The sequence below is a fragment of the Corynebacterium lizhenjunii genome (assembly GCF_011038655.2).
In the GTDB taxonomy this organism is placed as follows: domain Bacteria; phylum Actinomycetota; class Actinomycetes; order Mycobacteriales; family Mycobacteriaceae; genus Corynebacterium; species Corynebacterium lizhenjunii.
Genome location: NZ_CP064954.1, coordinates 588,576 through 605,596, shown reverse-complemented (window position 1 = coordinate 605,596; position 17,021 = coordinate 588,576). Strand labels below are relative to the sequence as shown.

General features: G+C 62.7%; 12 protein-coding genes. 5 read left to right on the top strand and 7 right to left on the bottom strand.

The window, feature by feature from the left end:
- Positions 1 to 7: 7 nt before the first annotated feature.
- Together G7Y31_RS02845 and G7Y31_RS02840 are read right to left on the bottom strand one after the other, a co-directional pair.
- Positions 8 to 1,603: a sodium-dependent transporter gene (locus G7Y31_RS02845; protein ID WP_165008457.1), complete on the bottom strand. Its 1,596-nt coding sequence runs from the start codon at positions 1,601 to 1,603 to the stop codon at positions 8 to 10.
- Positions 1,604 to 1,885: 282 nt separating this feature from the next.
- The gene (locus G7Y31_RS02840; RefSeq protein WP_165008455.1) at positions 1,886 to 4,780 is read right to left on the bottom strand and encodes an FAD-binding and (Fe-S)-binding domain-containing protein; all 2,895 of its coding nucleotides are present in this window, start codon (positions 4,778 to 4,780) and stop codon (positions 1,886 to 1,888) included.
- A 111-nt stretch (positions 4,781 to 4,891) separates the two neighbouring features.
- On the opposite strand from G7Y31_RS02840, the gene G7Y31_RS02835 reads away from it, so the two are divergent.
- Positions 4,892 to 5,644 carry a GntR family transcriptional regulator gene (locus tag G7Y31_RS02835; protein ID WP_165008453.1) on the top strand — a complete coding sequence of 251 codons (753 nt, stop codon included), beginning with the start codon at positions 4,892 to 4,894 and terminating at the stop codon, positions 5,642 to 5,644.
- A gap of 282 nt (positions 5,645 to 5,926) precedes the next feature.
- Here G7Y31_RS02835 and G7Y31_RS02830 read toward each other — a convergent pair whose 3' ends face one another.
- The 4 genes from G7Y31_RS02830 to G7Y31_RS02815 form a co-directional block, all read right to left on the bottom strand.
- Positions 5,927 to 6,466, bottom strand: a complete 540-nt coding sequence (locus tag G7Y31_RS02830; RefSeq protein ID WP_165008451.1) for a hypothetical protein — start codon at positions 6,464 to 6,466, stop codon at positions 5,927 to 5,929.
- 128 nt (positions 6,467 to 6,594) lie between these two features.
- Positions 6,595 to 6,822, bottom strand: coding sequence for a hypothetical protein (locus G7Y31_RS02825; protein ID WP_165008449.1), 228 nt, complete (start codon positions 6,820 to 6,822; stop codon positions 6,595 to 6,597).
- Between the two features lie 127 nt (positions 6,823 to 6,949).
- On the bottom strand, positions 6,950 to 8,299 hold the full coding sequence (locus G7Y31_RS02820; RefSeq protein WP_165008447.1) for a TRAP transporter large permease subunit: 1,350 nt from the start codon (positions 8,297 to 8,299) through the stop codon (positions 6,950 to 6,952).
- Positions 8,300 to 8,495: 196 nt separating this feature from the next.
- Entirely contained in the window at positions 8,496 to 10,082 is a 1,587-nt protein-coding gene (locus tag G7Y31_RS02815; protein ID WP_244977427.1) for a PucR family transcriptional regulator, read from the bottom strand.
- A 111-nt stretch (positions 10,083 to 10,193) separates the two neighbouring features.
- Between G7Y31_RS02815 and G7Y31_RS02810 the strand changes: the two genes are divergently transcribed.
- The 4 genes from G7Y31_RS02810 to G7Y31_RS02795 all read left to right on the top strand — a co-directional run bounded on the left by G7Y31_RS02810 (position 10,194) and on the right by G7Y31_RS02795 (position 15,484).
- Positions 10,194 to 11,519: an aspartate aminotransferase family protein gene (locus tag G7Y31_RS02810; protein WP_165008445.1), complete on the top strand. Its 1,326-nt coding sequence runs from the start codon at positions 10,194 to 10,196 to the stop codon at positions 11,517 to 11,519.
- Positions 11,520 to 11,586: 67 nt separating this feature from the next.
- Entirely contained in the window at positions 11,587 to 13,044 is a 1,458-nt protein-coding gene (locus G7Y31_RS02805) for a flavin-containing monooxygenase (RefSeq protein WP_165008442.1), read from the top strand.
- A 15-nt stretch (positions 13,045 to 13,059) separates the two neighbouring features.
- On the top strand, positions 13,060 to 14,157 hold the full coding sequence (locus G7Y31_RS02800) for an alpha/beta hydrolase (protein WP_165008440.1): 1,098 nt from the start codon (positions 13,060 to 13,062) through the stop codon (positions 14,155 to 14,157).
- 28 nt (positions 14,158 to 14,185) lie between these two features.
- The gene (locus G7Y31_RS02795; RefSeq protein ID WP_165008438.1) at positions 14,186 to 15,484 is read left to right on the top strand and encodes a YkvI family membrane protein; all 1,299 of its coding nucleotides are present in this window, start codon (positions 14,186 to 14,188) and stop codon (positions 15,482 to 15,484) included.
- Positions 15,485 to 15,747: 263 nt separating this feature from the next.
- On the opposite strand, the gene G7Y31_RS02790 is transcribed toward G7Y31_RS02795, so the two are convergent.
- Complete coding sequence (locus G7Y31_RS02790; RefSeq protein ID WP_165008436.1) at positions 15,748 to 16,914, bottom strand: HNH endonuclease signature motif containing protein; 1,167 nt, start codon at positions 16,912 to 16,914, stop codon at positions 15,748 to 15,750.
- Positions 16,915 to 17,021: the final 107 nt, after the last annotated feature.

Below are 17,021 nucleotides of genomic sequence, written 5' to 3'. Positions count from 1 at the left end.
GGACGGTTTAGCGCTGGGTAGCGCCCTGACCCAGGGGGTTGGGCTCACCGGCGGGGCGGCCGCGTACGGGGACGCCGTAGTCGGAGGTTGCTAGGCCGTCCAGGTGCTGGTTGCCGCGGAACTTCAGGGAGGCGAAGACGAAGGAGGCGACCAGGATGATGGCTACCGCCGCCCAGCCGTAGAGGCCGATTTGGGCTTGGGAGTAGCCCTCATAGGGCTCACCGATCAGGGTGATGATCTCGCTGACCAGGAAGTAAATGAGCAGCGCCGGGGTGGCCACGAAGGTCAGGAAAGTCCACACGGTGCCCACGCGCAGGCCGGAGACAGCGTTGATGTGCTGGGCCATTTCGCGGCGGCGGCCGGTGACCCAGCCAACGGCAATCACGGCGCACACGGCACCGAAGACAATGCCGATGTTGTTGGTGAACTTGTCCATGATGTCCAGGGTGACAAGGCCGGAAGTGGTGGAAAACAGCAGGCAGGACACCACGGCCATCACGGAGCCGGCCATGATGGCGGCCTTCTTGCGCGGCAGATCAAACTTGTCGGCCACGGCGGAGATGACCACTTCCAAAATGGAAATCAGAGAGGTCAGGCCGGCCAGGAACAAGGAGCCGAAGAAGAGCACGCCGAACAGCCCGCCCAAGGGCATGAGGTTAATGATGGTGGGGAAGGCGATGAATGCCAGGCCAATGCCGCCGGAGGCGACCTCATCCACAGCCACGCCTTGTTGTGCGGCCATGTAGCCCAGGGTGGCAAAGACGCCAATACCGGCCAGCACCTCAAAGGAGGAGTTAGCAAACGCGGTGACCAGACCGGTGTTGGTCAGGTTGGTGCGCGGCTTGAGGTAGGAGGCGTAGGTGATCATGATGCCGAAGCCGATGGACAGGGAGAAGAAGATTTGCCCGTAAGCAGCGATCCATACCGAGGGGTTGGACAGCACGGACCAGTCCGGGGTAAACAGGGCGTTGAGGCCGTCCACGGCGCCGTCCAGGAAGAGCGCGCGCACCACCAGGATGATGAACATCACCGTCAGCACCGGCAGGAACAGCGAGGTCAGCTTGCCGATGCCCTTGTTAATATCCGTCGCCAGCGTCACAATCGCGATGACCCACACGCCCACCATGACCAGCAGGATGGGCCAGACGAAGTTGGCGGAGTAGGTCGCGTCGGTGTCTGCCTGCAGGAAGTCGCCCATGAAGTAGTCGGCGGGGCTATCACCCCAGGCCTGGTTGATGGACTTGACCGTGTAGATGGCCGCCCAGGCGATAATTGCCGCGTAGTAGATGGCGATGAAGAAGTTCACGCCCGCCTTGAACCAGCCAATGGATTCCAAGGAGGGGGACACGCGCCTAAAGGCCAGCGGGGTGGAGCCGCGGAAGCGGTGGCCAACTGCCAAATCGAACCACAGCAGCGGGATACCAGCGGTCAGCAGCGCCACGATGTAGGGCACCAGGAAGGCGCCGCCGCCGTTTTCGTATGCCACATACGGAAAGCGCCAAATGTTGCCCAGGCCGACGGCGGAGCCGATGGCCGCCATAAGAAAGACAAAGCGCGTATTGAACGTATCCCGGTTTGACCGGGTCGTTTTAGTAGTCGCCATAGGAGTACACCTTTGTGTTAGTAGAGAGCTGACAGCGCCGGAGGCTGGTCCGGCGCTGTGTTAGACAAGCATCATAATCTACCTAGCGCCCAATAGGTAGTTTTCTGCGTCACTCCTCTGCCTACGGCAACCCCGTCGGGCAGCGCGCCGCGCGGGCTGTCCCGCAGCGCGCAAAATTTTGTCCGCGCGCCGCGCGGGCTGTCACGCAGCGCGCAAAATTTTGTCCGCGTGCCGCGTAGGCTGTCGCGCAGCGCGCAAAACTTCGTCCGCGCGCCGCGTAGGCTACCGCGCAGCGCGCAGAATGTCACGCACTATTTCGGCCACGTGCTGCGCGCGCGTGCCGGTGCCTTGCTCGATCTGGGTGCGGCAGGAAAAGCCGTCGGCGATGACCGCCTTGTCCGCCGCAGCGGCGGCGCGCACCTTGGGGAAGAGTTCGCGCTCACCTAAGGCCAGCGACATCTCCGCGTGGCCTTTTTCAAAGCCCCAGTTGCCGGCCAGGCCGCAGCACCCGGTGGCAATCTGCTCCTCATCCACGCCCAGCGCGGCCAGCAGTTGCGTCGAATGCGCCGGGTCTCCCAGGGATTTTTCGTGGCAGTGCACCTGGGTCAGCGCAGAGACATCCCCGGGCACTATCTCCCCGCGCTCTACCAGCTGCGCAATCCGCGGCGCGATAAATTCCGCGAAGGACACGGTCGCCTGGGCCAGGCGTTCCAGGTCGGGATTGGCGGAAAGTTCAGTGGCCTCGGAGCGCAGCATCACGGTGCATGAAGGCTCCACGCCAATGACGGGCAGCCCGCGGTCCAGGTAGGGCGCCATCACCTTCGCGGTGCGCTCAAGCACCTTCTGCGTCATGTCCAGCTGCCCGGTGGAGTGCCAGGTCAGTCCGCAGCAGACAAACTCCTGTGGGATTTCCACCCGGTAGCCCAGGGCCTCGAGCACCTCTACCGCCGCAGTGGCAGGCGAGGTGCCCAGCGAGGAATTAAAGGAGTCCGGCCACAACACCACCGTGCCAGCTTCCGTGCTTGCCGATGCCCCCTCCCCCGCAACGTTTGCCCGCCGCGCGTGCCACTTGCGCAGAGAGGTGTGCGCAAAACGGATCAGCGGCCGCCCGGTATCCAACCCGCCGGCTTTGGCAATCAGCGTGGACAGCCCCGGTGCGGACATGGCCTTATCAATCACCGTGGGAAGCAGCGGGATCTTATGCGCAATGTAGCCCAGCAGTGGCAGCCAACCCATCACATAGTGTGCCCCTGGGCGCAGCTTGCCGCGGTAGTGCTTGTGCAAGAACTCTGACTTATAGGTGGCCATGTCCACGTTCACTGGGCACTCAGAGGCACAAGCTTTACAGGACAGGCACAAATCCAGGGCGCTAGCGACCTCTTTTGATTCAAAGCCTTCCGGGATGGACTCTCCACGGAACATTTCGCTAAGTAGCCGGGCGCGCCCGCGGGTGGAATGGACTTCATCGCCGGTGATCTGGAAAGACGGGCACATGGATCCGGCCTCGGAGCGGCAGGCAGAAACGCCGACACACCGGTTAATGGCATTGACCATCGAGCCCTTATCGTGGCTAAAGGAGTGCACGGGGGTGAGCTCAAAGGTGCGTTGGCCGGGGGCCATGCGCAGGCCTTGGGTGGGGGCATCGGCAAGCACCAGCACACCTGGATTGAAGAAATAATCCGGGTCGAATAGCTCTTTGAACTGCTGGAACAAACCCAACATGGCTGGGGAATACATGCGGTTAAGCAAGGCAGAGCGGGCGCGTCCATCGCCGTGTTCACCGGATAGTGAACCGCCGTGGGCGCTAACCAGCTGCGCGGCATGGTCCATGAAAGACTCGAACTGCGCTATGCCCTCCGGGGTGCCAAAGTCAAAGGAGATGCGCACGTGCACGCAGCCCTCGCCGAAGTGGCCGAAGGGAATCCCGCGCAGGCCGTAGTCATCCATCAGCGCGTAAAGCCCGCGCAGGTAGTCAGCCAGGTTTTCCGGCGGCACGGCGGAGTCCTCCCAATTGGGCCAGGCCTCTCCCCCATCCGGCAGGCGGGTAACCACCCCGGCGGCGGACTCGCGGATGCGCCACAGCTCGCGCATATCGGCCGAGCCATCGACCACCACGTAATCAATGGTCTCCACGCTGCGCGCCACCTGCTGGGCGGCAGCAATGGCCTCTGCGGCGGTTTCACCTCCAGTCTCGCAGTAAAGCCAACCGCCCGCGGCCAGGCCCTTACGGTTGCCCGGAAGGTTCGCGCCCGCATTTTCCTGGCCCACCTTGGAGCGCAGGGCGCCTAGCAGGTCCCCGCCCATGCCCTCGATGGTGGCAACCCCCGGCAGGCGCAGGCGGGCTGCGGCTGCGGCTGCATCGAAGACGGTGTCAAAGGCCAGCACCGCCAAGGCCTTGACCTTGGGCACCGGCACTAGCTTGACGGTCAGGCGGGTGATAATGCCGATGGTGCCCTCGGATCCCGCCACCGCCTTCGCGGTATCAAACCCGTGGCGCTGCAGCAGGTAGTGCAGCCCATATCCGGAGACCTGGCGCGGGAAGCGCCCGAGTTCGGATTCGATCAGCTCCGCGTTATCTGCCACCAAGTCTCGTAATGCCTGGTCGAGCTGCGGGTCGGAGGCGCCGCCGCGGCTGAAGGTGACTTCGCGGCCATCGGCAAGCATGATCGTGACATCTACCAGGTTCTCCGCTGCGGTGCCATAGGCCACGGAGTGTGAACCGCAGGCGTTGTTGGCCACCATTCCGCCAATGGTGCAGCGCGAGTGCGTCGACGGGTCAGGGCCGTAGGTCAGTCCGTGAGGCGCCACGGCGTCGCGCAACGCGTCGCAGACCACCCCGGGCTCCACCGTGGCGGTGCGGGCCTCGACGTCAATGTCAAGAATCCGATTGAAGTAGCGGGAAGTATCAATAATCAACCCGTGGCCAATGGCATTTCCCGCCACCGAGGTGCCGCCGCCGCGGCCCACCACCGCCCACCCGCGCTCCCGGGCCACCGCCAGGGCCGCGCGAATGTCATCTACCGTGCGGGGTTCGGTGACGGCAGCGGGGATGCGGCGGAAGATGGAGGCATCAGAAGAGTAGGCCGCCCGGGAGGCCATGTCCGTGCGCAGGCCCGCCTGGGTCATGCGCTGGTAGACGCGGGAATCCAGGCGGTTAAATTTAATTGTGTTGGTCATACAGGCTCCACTCGCAATGACAACTTTGGGTAACATGTTACTCCACTCGTCGGTGGCTTTGACCAATGCACAACCAGTGCGCGGCTGCGGTCTACCGCTAAGGTTGAAAGAATGACTTCCCGCCGCGTTGTGCCCGACATTGCTCCGCGTGAGCTCACCATGGCCACCCAGGTGATGAACCACGTCCGGGACCGCATCCACTCCGGGGATATGCGCCCCGATACCTGGTATAGCGTCTACCAACTTTCTGAGGAGCTGGGCATTTCCCGCTCGCCGGTGCGCGATGGCCTGCTGCGCCTGGAAGAAGCCGGCATCATTGAGTTCGTCCGCAACCGGGGCTTTCGCGTAGTCGAGCCCAACCCTTCCGATGTCGCCGACATCTTCAGCATCCGCCTCTCCCTGGAGCCTGCCGCGGCCGCGCGCGCTGCAACCCACGCGGGGCCGGGGGACATCGGCAAGCTCCGCGAACTCCTGGCACACATGGCCGCCGCCATTGAGCGCCAGGATGAGGCTACCTTCTTCGACTGGGACCAACAGCTTCACGATGCCCTTGCAAGCCTCGGCCACTCCCACCGCAGCCGCGCCATTTTGGCCACCTTGCGCACCCATACTCGTCTGCTGACTGATTCCACTGTGCGCAAATACCGCTCTCTGGAGCAGGTGTACTCCGAGCACCTGCCAATTGTTGATGCCATCGCCACCCACGATGCCCCCGCGGCCGCCGCCGCCATGCGCGCTCATGTCAGTGCCACCGGGCGTTTGCTTTTAGCCCAGAACCTGCGCAAAGCCCACCCCGAATGGGACGCCCCCGAGCTGGACCGGCGCGTCGATGAAATCTGGGAGCGGCACACCGCACACCTATAGGGCTCCCGCGGGATCTCCCCGACGCAAACCGGAGCGTGACGCATTTTCAGCGCAAACACGACATCGCCGTCTAGGCGGAGAGGGCCCACCGCGGAGAAAACGCGTCACTGTTGCCCCACCTTAGAGACAAAGCACTACTTGTCCTTCCGGAACAAGATTCTCAACCCCTTTCCCTGTAGTTCTGGATGGGCCTCCATCCTCTTCGCCAAGCCAACTCCGTAGCCAGTAGCCATGCTTGCGACAACCAGGATTCCAATTATCCATGAGCTCATTGTTCACTCCTTAGCAGTGGGTAGACACCCACACCCAAAACGCCCCTTCACCGAGCGCAGCAAGAAAAGCAATTCCCGGGTTTACCAACGCGAGGGACAACACCCTGCCCCAGGCAAAGGCATGCCCTGTACCCACGAGTCCGACCAAATAGGGGCATACCTGCTCCTTAGATACCCGGTTTTCCATGGATAATTCGAAAGCTGCTATTTGCTCCGGACTTGCCCCTTCAAGAACCGACAGAAGAGCCTCAGCATTCTCCTCGGCTGTCATCTCCCGAATCGATCCATCCGGGTAGGTAGCACTCACCACTCCTGTGTCATTATCCATCGTGACAACGAATTCCCCATACCCTTCAACTGAAAGAGTTTGAGTAGTGGTCCCGCGCAGCTCTCCGCCCAAGTAGGCCGGAGTTTCAGGGCGCGGCAGTTCTACCGAGGCAGTATCCGCCTGAGCGTGCGACTGACGTGTAGTGGCCGTGGCTGACGTCTGAATAGAGGTGATAGGAGCAGCAATAACTACTGCTACTACACCCTTTGAGGGTTTATACATGTTCCGTCGCTTCCGGGTTTCTTCCACCCTCAGGAACTGAACGGGTGCCACAAGTTACAGCGACTCAAGAACTGTAACCTGCATAGATTTCATTACTCAAACTGAAGACTTCCCCTGTTGACTCCAACCTATCGCAGTGAACGCGGAGCGTAATTGAGGATGAAAGCGCACACCGCACAGAGGGTGGCGCAAGTGAAAGTGGCGGGCGCAAGCCAGGCCTTGACGCCGGTGACTATCGCACCGTTGAGAGTGATGACACCAAGGGCCTGGGTAGCCACGATGGCCACGCCACCAATAAGGAAGAGCGCCAAGAAGATGAAGAAGAGGACCTGGATGAAGGTGAAGAGTGCTTTCATGGGGTATCGCTTTCAGAGTTGGTCCCGGTGTCGAGGTCGATATCGGGGTCGACGTTGAATTCGAGTTGGGTTCGCGCCTGCGGTGGTGCCGGGGCTGGGCTCGCACCGGCGATAGCGCCGAGCCGGGCTAGGACGGGATGTAAACCGGTAGCCAGCCCATGCCCAGGATCCAGGCCAGGGCAATCATTGGCAGGACAAAGTAGAGGATGAGCGGGACGAACATCTTGGGTGGGTCCGCCTCAGCCATGGCGGCGGAGAGGTAGATGGGTGCGCCCACTGGCGGGGAGGCGCCCTCGGTGGAGGTGCACAGAAGGATGACCACGATGGCCAGGGTGGGATCCAAACCCACTGCAGTCAGGGCCGCAACCGCCGGGGCACCGATGGCTGCGGCGGTAGCCGTCGAGGACAACGGGGTGGCCACCAGGACGGCCAGGATGCCAACGGCCAGAAGCATCACGGCCTTACCCAGGCTCAAGGAGTCCAGTAAGCCGGAGAGCTGCTCGCCCACTCCCAGGTCCTCCATGATTTTCGCCGCAGCCAGGGCGGCGAAAAGGGAGATACCCACCGTGGCGAACTGGTTGGCGTCTTTCTTCAGCTGGGCGCGGAAGTGTGCGTTGTTTTGGCGGATACGGTGCGCACCCTCAATCAACGCAATCAGTGTGATCAGGATGGGCACCCACACGATGATCGAAATGGCCTTCACACCGTCTGCGCCGATGGCGGATTCCTTAGCCAGGTAGGTAGCCACGGGGCCAATGGTCAGCAGCACCGGGATGACAATGCCCATGAAGATGGATGGCGAGCGCCAGCCCTCCTTCATCGCCTGAGCAAAGGATTTGAGGTCATCGCGCGGGGTGGCTTGGATGCCGTCTTTGCGAGTCCACCAAAACACCACCACCAGGCGATAGAGGACGGCATAGGCACCGCCGCAGGCCAGGGCCACGTACACACTGGAGGCCGATGCCCCCGCCGCCGCCGGCATGGCCAAGATGATGAACATGGTGGAATTCGGCGGCAGGGCCACCCCCAGGCCAGAGTTGCCGGCCACCAGGGTGGCGGCGCGCTCAGAGGACCAGCCGGCTTTCTTCATCCACGGGATGGTCACCGACCCCACGGTGGCGGAGTTGCCGGCGGTGGAACCTGCGATGAGGCCAATCATGGCCGAGCCCAGAGTGGACACGTACGCCGCACCGCCGCGCAGGCGCCCAAAGATGGAGTTGAGAATTTCAATGAGCCTGTCAATAAGCCCCGTGGACTGCACCACAATACCCATGAACACGAATGCCATACCGGCGAAGGTGACCTCCGATTGCGCAGCGTCTACCAGCGCCGACCACAGCATGGTGGGTGCCTGCGTTCCGCCCAGCAACGCGGTGGCAATGAGTGCAGCAACCAGTGATTCTGAAATATCCCGCTTAGCCACGGTATTGAGAACCACCGTTACCGCAATAAAGACGGCTAGTGCAGCAATGCCCACTGTGCCCCTCCTTAAAGCGCGATTGTCGAGTGATGCCAGTCACCGTAGCATGTTACATGCTGCGCCCGGAAAGGCGCAGGCAGGCGGGCCATCCGTGTCCGCTGCCAGCATCGCGCGGCCGCCAAGGCCACCAATCGGTGCCCCGTCCACGCGGCACCGCCCGGGCCGGATGCCGGCTACAGGCGTGGCCGCGACGCTAGGCGCGGTCGTTGACGCCCAGGATCAACAACTCCGCTGCCACCAGCGGGTCTTTCAGGTCCAACTCCAGCAGACCCTCGAGCAGCGCAATGCGCTTGCGCACGGTATGACGGTGGGTGGACAGATTCTCGGCGGTACGCGAGACATGGCCGCCGCAGCGCAGGTAGGCCTCCAGGGTCTCGGCAAGCTGGGTGCCCTCTTCGGCGTCGCGGCGGCGAATCTTGCCCCAGGTCTCCCGGGCGCGGTGGCGCAGCAGGTCTTGAACCTGGGCGTCTTTAAGCCAGCCCAGCGTGCGCGACTCCGGCCCGGCCATCGCCCCGGGCTGTAGACCAAACGCAATAGCCTCCAGCTCGTGCACCACGCCCAGACTCAGCTCACCCCACGGCATAGGGATGCCCACCACTATGCGCTGGTTACCTCGAATACCGTGCAGCAAGTCCGCAATGTTCTTCATCGTCCGGCTGCCCCGAAACAGCAGCAAACTGCTCCCCTCCTCCAAACCCAAGGCAAACAGCAGCCTGCCGTTGTCTGCGAGGCGGGCATCGAGGGCATCGACAAACCGCTTATGCGCCCGGGCCGAGTCCGCCTTGACCAAAATGGGCCGCACCCTGCCCTGCGAGTCCGCCGCCGTGGCCAAGATGCGCGTCATGGGATTCTCGGCTTGGCCGATGCCCAGTTGGATAGCCATCGCCATCGAGTTCAGCTCCCCCTGGGTTCGGCGTAGCTCCTGAGGACGTTTGACTATCAGCTCCGCCAGGCCCGCAGCTTGGCGCAACAGGGCGCGCTCGTTGGCAGTGAAAATCCGCGTGCCCGCCACCACTAGACCAAAGGAATGCTCGCCGTGCTCAGCAAGTTTGTGGGCGATAATACTCCACTGCCCCACGCGTCTCGCCGCGGCAAAGGAGTGCGCGCGCAGCTCATCAATTACCGGCTCCAAGTCCAGGTGCGGCAGCCCGGCGCGCATATGCTGCGCCGCCGCCCGCCCATCCAAATCCACCAGGCACACGTGCGCGTCTAAAACCTGGGCAGTACGGGTGACCAGGGCGGAAAGGCCGGCTGAGGCGGCATCGTTAAGCGCTCCTTGAGCCTTAATGAACCCGGCCATCTCCTGCTCCCGCAGGCGCGCCACCTCCTCATGGACCGCAGCCAGCACGGAGATAAACGGCACCTGCAGCGGGATGGCGAACAGGGAGACGTCGTGCTTACGCGCCGCCGCCACCAGCTCCGCGGGCACTTCCGGGAAGGCCAGACCCACACCGAAACCGATCCCCGTCAGCCCGGCCGCCGCCATGCGCTCCACATAGGGCCCCAGCGCCTGGGGGCGGGACTCAAAAGCAATTCCGGTGAGCAAAATGACGGCGTCGCGGCCCACAAAGCGGCGCGGATCCTCCAGCTCACAGGGGTGCACCACGCAAAAATCCCGGCCGGAGTCATGCAGCACCTCCAGTCCCAGGGCCTCCACGCCGGCCAGCCAGCGCAGCGAGAGGTACGGAACCTCGCTGCTAGCAAATGCGCGAATCATTGCTGCTTTTCTGTCCACCGCCAACCTCCCGGCAATATCCACGTTGGATATTTTGTCGCTCATCTTTCGCCAACTTGGCAGTGTCCAACGGTACACGATACAAGCCACAATGACGTGCAACACATTCACTGAACCGTCGGGTGGCCACCCCACCCCGGATAGAAAGGACCCCGCATGCAGGACCTCCCCCACCGGCTTCCCCAGGAGCGCAAGGTTGTCACTGCCATCCCCGGACCCCGCAGCCAGGAGCTAGACGCCGCCCGCGAAACCGAGCTGGCCCGCGCGCTAGTTCCGGGGCTGCCGGCCTACATCACCGACGGCGACGGCGGCGTCTTGGTCGATGTCGACGGCAACTCCTTCATCGATTTTGCTTCCGGCATTGCCGTGACCTCCGTGGGCGCCTCCAACGCCCGGGTGTCTGCCGCCATTGCCGATGCCGCCTCCCACCTCACCCACACCTGCTTCCTCAACGCCCCTTACCAGGGATTTATTGACATCTCCCGCAAACTCAACCAGCTCACCCCCGGCACGCACGCGAAGAAGACCGCCCTGTTTTCCACCGGTGCGGAGGCCATTGAAAACGCCGTGAAGATCGCCCGGCGCTACACCGGAAAGAACCGCGTAGTGGTCTTTGATGGCGCCTTCCACGGGCGGACCAATCTGACCATGACCATGACGGCCAAGAACAAGCCCTATAAGGCCGGCTTTGGCACCCTGGCGGCAGACATCTACCGCGTGCCGGGCTCCTACCCGCTGCGCGATGGCCTAGACGGCAAGCAGGCGGCGGCAAAGACCCTTCGCTACATCGAGCAGACCGTGGGCGTAGACGAGTTGGCCGCCGTGGTAATCGAGCCCATCCAAGGCGAGGGCGGCTTTGTGGAGCCGGCCAAGGGCTTCCTGCCCGCACTGCAGGAATGGTGCCTGGATAACCAGGTGGTCTTCGTGGTCGATGAAATCCAGGCCGGCATCTGCCGCACCGGCGCGTGGTTCGCTTCGGAGGACGAGGGCATTATCCCCGACCTGATTACCACCGCCAAGGGCGTAGGAGGCGGCATGCCGCTATCCGCAGTCACTGGCCGGGCAGAGATCATGGACGCCCCCACCCCCGGCTCCCTAGGCGGCACCTACGCCGGCAACCCGGTGGCCTGCGCCGCCGCCCTGGCTGCGCTGGAAGAGATGGAAGAACACGACCTAGCAGGCCGGGCGCGCGAGATTGAGGCCATCATCCGCGAAGTCCTGGAGCCACTCACGGAGCTGGGCTCCGTGGCGGAAGTGCGCGGGCGCGGGGCCATGATTGGGATCGAATTCATCGACGCCAACGGCGCCCCCAACGCCGACCTCACCGCCAAAGTGGCCAAGACCTGCCGCGACGCCGGCGTCCTCGTGCTGACCTGCGGCCTGGATGGCAACGTCATCCGTCTACTGCCGCCGCTGGTCATCAACGAGTCCACCCTCCGCGACGGCCTCGACGTCCTGGCTTCCGCCATCCGCAACGCCTAGCGCCCGCCCGCGTGCCGCCGCGCCCGCGGAACTACCACCAACCCAACTTTTCACACAAGGAGACACCATGTCTGACAAGCACATCTACGACTGCATCATCCTCGGCACCGGCTACGGCGGACTCGGAATGGGCGCCCAGCTGACCAAGGACGGCGCGGACAACTTCCTCATCCTGGAAGCCGCCGACGAGGTGGGCGGCGTCTGGCGCGACAACACCTACCCGGGTGCTGCCTGCGATACCCAGGCCCTCATCTACTGCTACTCCTACTTCCTCAACCTGGGTGTCTCCCGCATGTTCGCCGGCCAGGACGAAATGCTGGGCTACCTCAAGGCCCTGGCAGAAGAGTTCGGCCTCTACGAGCACATCAAGTTCGGCCACCGTATCACCCGTTCCCAGTGGAATGAGAACCTCAAGGTCTGGGAAATCGAAGCAGGCGGCGAGGTCTACCTGGGCCGCGTCTTCGTGGGTGCTTGGGGCCAGCTGTCCAAGCCCAAGTTCCCCAACTTCCCCGGCCGCGAGGACTTTGCCGGGGTACAGTTCCACTCCGCGCAATGGGACCATTCGGTAGACCTGACGGGTAAGAAGGTTGCGACCATCGGCAATGCGGCATCGGCAGTGCAGTTGGTGCCAGAAGTGGCCAAGGTAGCGGACAAACTCGCGGTCTTTCAGCGCTCTGCCAACTACATCCTGCCGCGCAACCAGATCATCTTCACCGAGGAAGAGCTGCGCGAATTCCACGATAACCCGGACTCCTACCGCAAGATTCGCCAGGAAATCCACCAAGTGCGCGAGGAGGGCTTCGACCGCACCCGCAAGGGCACCGATGCCGCCCAAGAAGGCGTGGAGCAAGCCATGGAGCACCTGCGCTCCCAGGTCAACGACCCGGAGCTGGTGCGCCAGCTGACCCCCAACTTTGCCTTCGGCTGCAAGCGTATTCTGCGCTCGGATGAGTTCTACCCCACCTTCAACCGCGACAATGTGGAGCTGGTCACCACCGGTATTGAGGACATCACCCCGCGCGGCATCCGCACCATCGACGGTGTAGAGCACGAGTTTGACGTCATCATCTACGCCACCGGCTTCTACTCCCAGGAGTTCCAGGGCGACCTGCCGGTGATTGGCCGCGGCGGCACTGACCTGCGGCAGCGCTGGGGCAACTCCCCGGAGGCCTACCTGGGTATGAGCGTGGACGGCTTCCCCAACTTCTTCATGCTCTACGGGCCCAACACCAACCTCAACCACCACTCGGTGGTGGCCATGCTCGAGGCCCAGGATAAGTACATCTCCCAGGCTGTGACGTACCTGCGGGAGCACCCACAGGCCGCGCTGGACGTCAAGTCGGACGTGCTGGCCAGCTTCAATGAGCGCATCCAGAAGGAGCTGGAGGCCTCGGCGTTCTCCGCGGATTGTTCTTCGTGGTACAAGAACGAGGATGGCCGCGTGATTAACAACTGGTCCGGCAATGTGGCGGAGTACTACGAGCTCACGGACTCCTTGCAGCTCGAGGACTACCAGCTCGCCTAACCCCCAGGAGGTCCCATGTTTGTGTTGCGCGACGAGTATTCCGGCCGCCCCGTGGCTGCTGATGCATGGAAGGCGCTGGAGCCTTTCCGCGCGGCAGGCGCGAAGTCTTTCCACCACTTTCCTATCGAGCAGGTGCGGGCCAACTATGTGGCCTCCGCGCAGGCCAACCCCCTGCATGAGGAGGTCGAGCCCGCCACGGCCGACTGGCCAGTGGGCCCGTTCCAGGTGCGTGTCTACGACCCGCGGCAGGGCCCTGAGCTTGCCGATGCCACCCCCGTCATCCTCTTCATGCATGGTGGCGGTTGGCTGATGGGCAACCTGGAGACCCACAACAGTCTGTGCCGCCGGTTGGCGGTGCTGACGGGGCTGCCGGTGGTGGCGGTGGATTATCGCCTAGCTCCTGAACACCCCTACCCCGCGGCGATTGATGATTGCCGGGCCGCCTACCGATGGCTATCTGATCCTTGCGCGCCGCACGGGTTGACGGCCAGTTCGATTGCGGTGGTGGGTGACTCCGCCGGCGGGCAGTTGGCCGCGGTGTTGGCTAATGAGTTCACCGCTATCCATGCCGCTGACCCAGAGGCCGTGGCGCCGCTGAGCTGCCAGGCGTTGTTGTATCCCATCGTTGACTGCTCGCGGGCGCGCACCGAAGGGGGTGCGTCGTATCAGCGCTTGGAGCGCGGCTTCCCGCTGTCGGCTGACACCATGCGCTGGTTCATCGACACCTTCGTCACGGAGGAGTCCCAGCGCGAGGCCGCGGATCTTTCCCCGCTGCTGCATGAGTTGCCCGCTGGTTTGCCGCCCAGCCTGGTGCTGACGGTAGACAATGACCCCCTTGCCGACGAGGGCTCCGAGTACGCCGCCAAACTGGCCCAAGCCGGCGTGGATGTCACCTACCGGCACCTGGTGGGTTACCACCACGGGCTGTTTACCTCCGCCGCCATCATTGACCGGGGTCGGGCTGAAATCGCGGCGGTCGCCCGCTTCATCGCCGCCGCCGCCGCTGCGCCAAGCCCTGCCGCGTCTGAGAGCACCGCCAGCTCCCCCACCGCCGCCGCTGCTGCGCCAAGCCCTGCCGCGCACGATGGCACCGGCACTGACCCCACCGCCTAGGGATGTACTGAAAGGACAGGTACACACCATGTTGAAACGATCATTTGGCATCGCCATGGCCTTCATCGGCGTACTGGCCGGCGCCTCCTTCGCCTCTGGGCGTGAGGCACTACAGTACTTTGTGGCCTTCGGCAACTGGGGCATCGTGGGCGCGGTGTGTACCGCGCTGGCCATGATGGTCTCCGGCGTCACCATCTTGCAGATGGGCTCCTACCATCGGGCGAAGGAACACACCTCCGTCTTTGACGCGGTCTCCACCCCGCTGGTGTCCAAACTGCTCGACATCAGCACGCTAACCTGTCTTTTCTGTATCGGCTTTGCGATGTTCGCCGGGGCGGGCACTAACCTGAACCAACAGTGGGGTTGGCCCATCTGGGTTGGCGCCACCATCATGTTGGTGCTCACTCTCCTCACTGGCCTGTTGGATGTAGACAAGGTCACCATCGCTATCGGGGCCATTACGCCGTTCATCATTATCTTGCTGACCATCGGCACGCTCTACACGGTCTTTACCGCCACCCCGGACTGGACGCACCTTAACCAGCAGGCTCAGCAAATCCCCACCACCTTGCCCAACTGGTGGGTGGCAGCCATCAACGATGTCGGACTCAACGTCATCGTGGTGGTCTCGATGACCATTGTCATCGGGGGCAACTTCCTGGATACAAAGGAGGTCGGGTACGGCGGCATCATCGGCGGACTATGCTTCCTGTTCCTCCTGGCCATCCTGGTGGGCGGGCTCTACATCTCCGTGGGCCCCATCACGGAGGCCGACATGCCAACCCTGGAGATGATTTCCCAGATTCACCCCTGGCTGGGCACCGCCATGACCATCGCAATTTACGGCATGATTTATAACACCGCCATCGGCATGTTTTATGCCTTCGCTAAGCGCCTGACCAGCAAGCACCCGCAGAATTTCTATAAGGTGTACTGCATCTCCGTTCTCATTGGTTTTGTGCTCTCTTTCATCGGCTTTAGCAACCTCATCGGCTGGGTCTACCCCATCTTGGGCTACATGGGCATCGCCATCATGTTCATCATCGGCTACGCCTGGGTGAAGAACCGCAAGGACTTGGTCTCCGAGTCGGAGCTGCGCCGCCGCGCCCGCTTTCTGCTCAGGAAGCGTTTTGAAAACGACAATCACCTTTCCCAGGAAGAGATGGACGAACTCGTCGCCATCGCCCGCAATTCCTCCATCCCGGAATCGGACTTCATCGCAGAAATCATGTCAGAGGTCGATTACTCCGGTGAACTCCCTGTCCACCGCCAGGTTACCGATGGCAAACTCCACGCCCTGATCACCGGCAAGCCGCTGCGCCGCTAGCCTCTTCCCTGCTCCCGGGCCAGCAACCCTAAGCCCGCAAACCCGAATCCCTGTCTCTCTAGCGAGTCGGTCCCCACCGGCTCGCTTGCCCATTCTCATCCGGCCCCCTCTCTTCCCGCGCCGGCTCCGTTGCCGCTGACCTCCCCTCTTCCTCGCTGGGACCTGCGCGCACGTCTGGCCCCTTCCGCGCGCTTTGTGTCGTCGCGGTTGGGGCTGTGTGCTTTCCGATGCCGCCGCATCCCTTCTGGCTGGTCTTCTGGCGGCTAGCTTTCCGGTGGTGGTGTTGCCTGGTGGTGGGCTTGCGGTGGCGGCGTTGCCTGGTGGTGAGCCTCCGGTGGGTAGGTGGTGGGTGTGGCTGATGGCGGTGTGGGCGCGGGCCGGGTTTGTATTGGTGGGGCGCCACCGGGTGCTTGCCATCCGACCCCGGTACCCATGCGCACTATCCGACCCCGGGTTATTGGGATGCCGTCTGGTGGGTGGTCTTCGTTGGCACCGTTATGGTGCGGACACAATGGGGTCAGGTTTGACATGTTGGTCTGGCCACCCTGGTTCCAGGGCTGGATGTGGTGGATCTGGCACTTATCAAACGGCAAGTGGCAGCCTATCCAGGAGCATTCCGCACCCTCGGCAAGTAGCAATAAGCGTTGCTTAGAGTTAGCGCTACGCGAATAGCGGTACAAGTCCAACGGGCCGTGTTCACGGGAGAGGGCTGCGATAAACCCGTAGTCCAGGCACAACCGCTCCAACAAGTCCTTACCGGTGAGGATCGCGCCGTTGGAGGCGCGGACGCGGATATCGGCATCGGTGGGATACCGGCCGGGGTTGTGCATCCGGTCGACGAACTCACAGATCTGATCCAGGTAGATCGGGATGATTGGGATGTAGCGTTGTTTGCCAGCGCCCCCGCCCCTGAAGGCTGCCAGGAAGCTTTCTACTTGGTCTTTGGGGTCAACCACGGCGTGGACGTCCATGATGTCGACAGACTTGCCCGTAGCTTTCAGCGTGGCCAGCCCATTAGCGTGGTGGGTGAGTTTTACGCCTTCTTTAACCTCACGTGGCTTGGCTAGTTTCTTCAACTGCTCTCGGGCAACGGCCTCGATTTGTGCGGCAGGCGTTTTGCAGAGTTTGACGCGTAGTTTCCATTTGGCGAGCTTGTCGGCAACTCGCTTGGTTTTGGTCTCGATCAGGTCGAGGGCGAAGATGCTGTGTCCTTGGGTGCGGGCGGCGGTAAGGGCTTTGTATTGCAGGCCGGTGTAGGTGGTATCCCCGTAGTAGGTGGTGTGGAGGGTGATGGTTTTGGCTGCTGCTAGTGGGCACCAGCCTTGGGCGACGAGGCTTTCTACGGTCTCACCGGCTAGCTCGGCGAGACCGTCAATAAAGGCGCCAGGCGCTGTGGGCCCTGGTCCTATTAGCGTCGTCTCGAGGTTCATGGCATCGACACTAAACCGGCCGGTATTGCCTGCGCAAGGGTCAATTTTCACATTGTCTAATGGAGTGTGCAATGAGGGTAAACTTTGGGCGGATCTACCATGGCGGC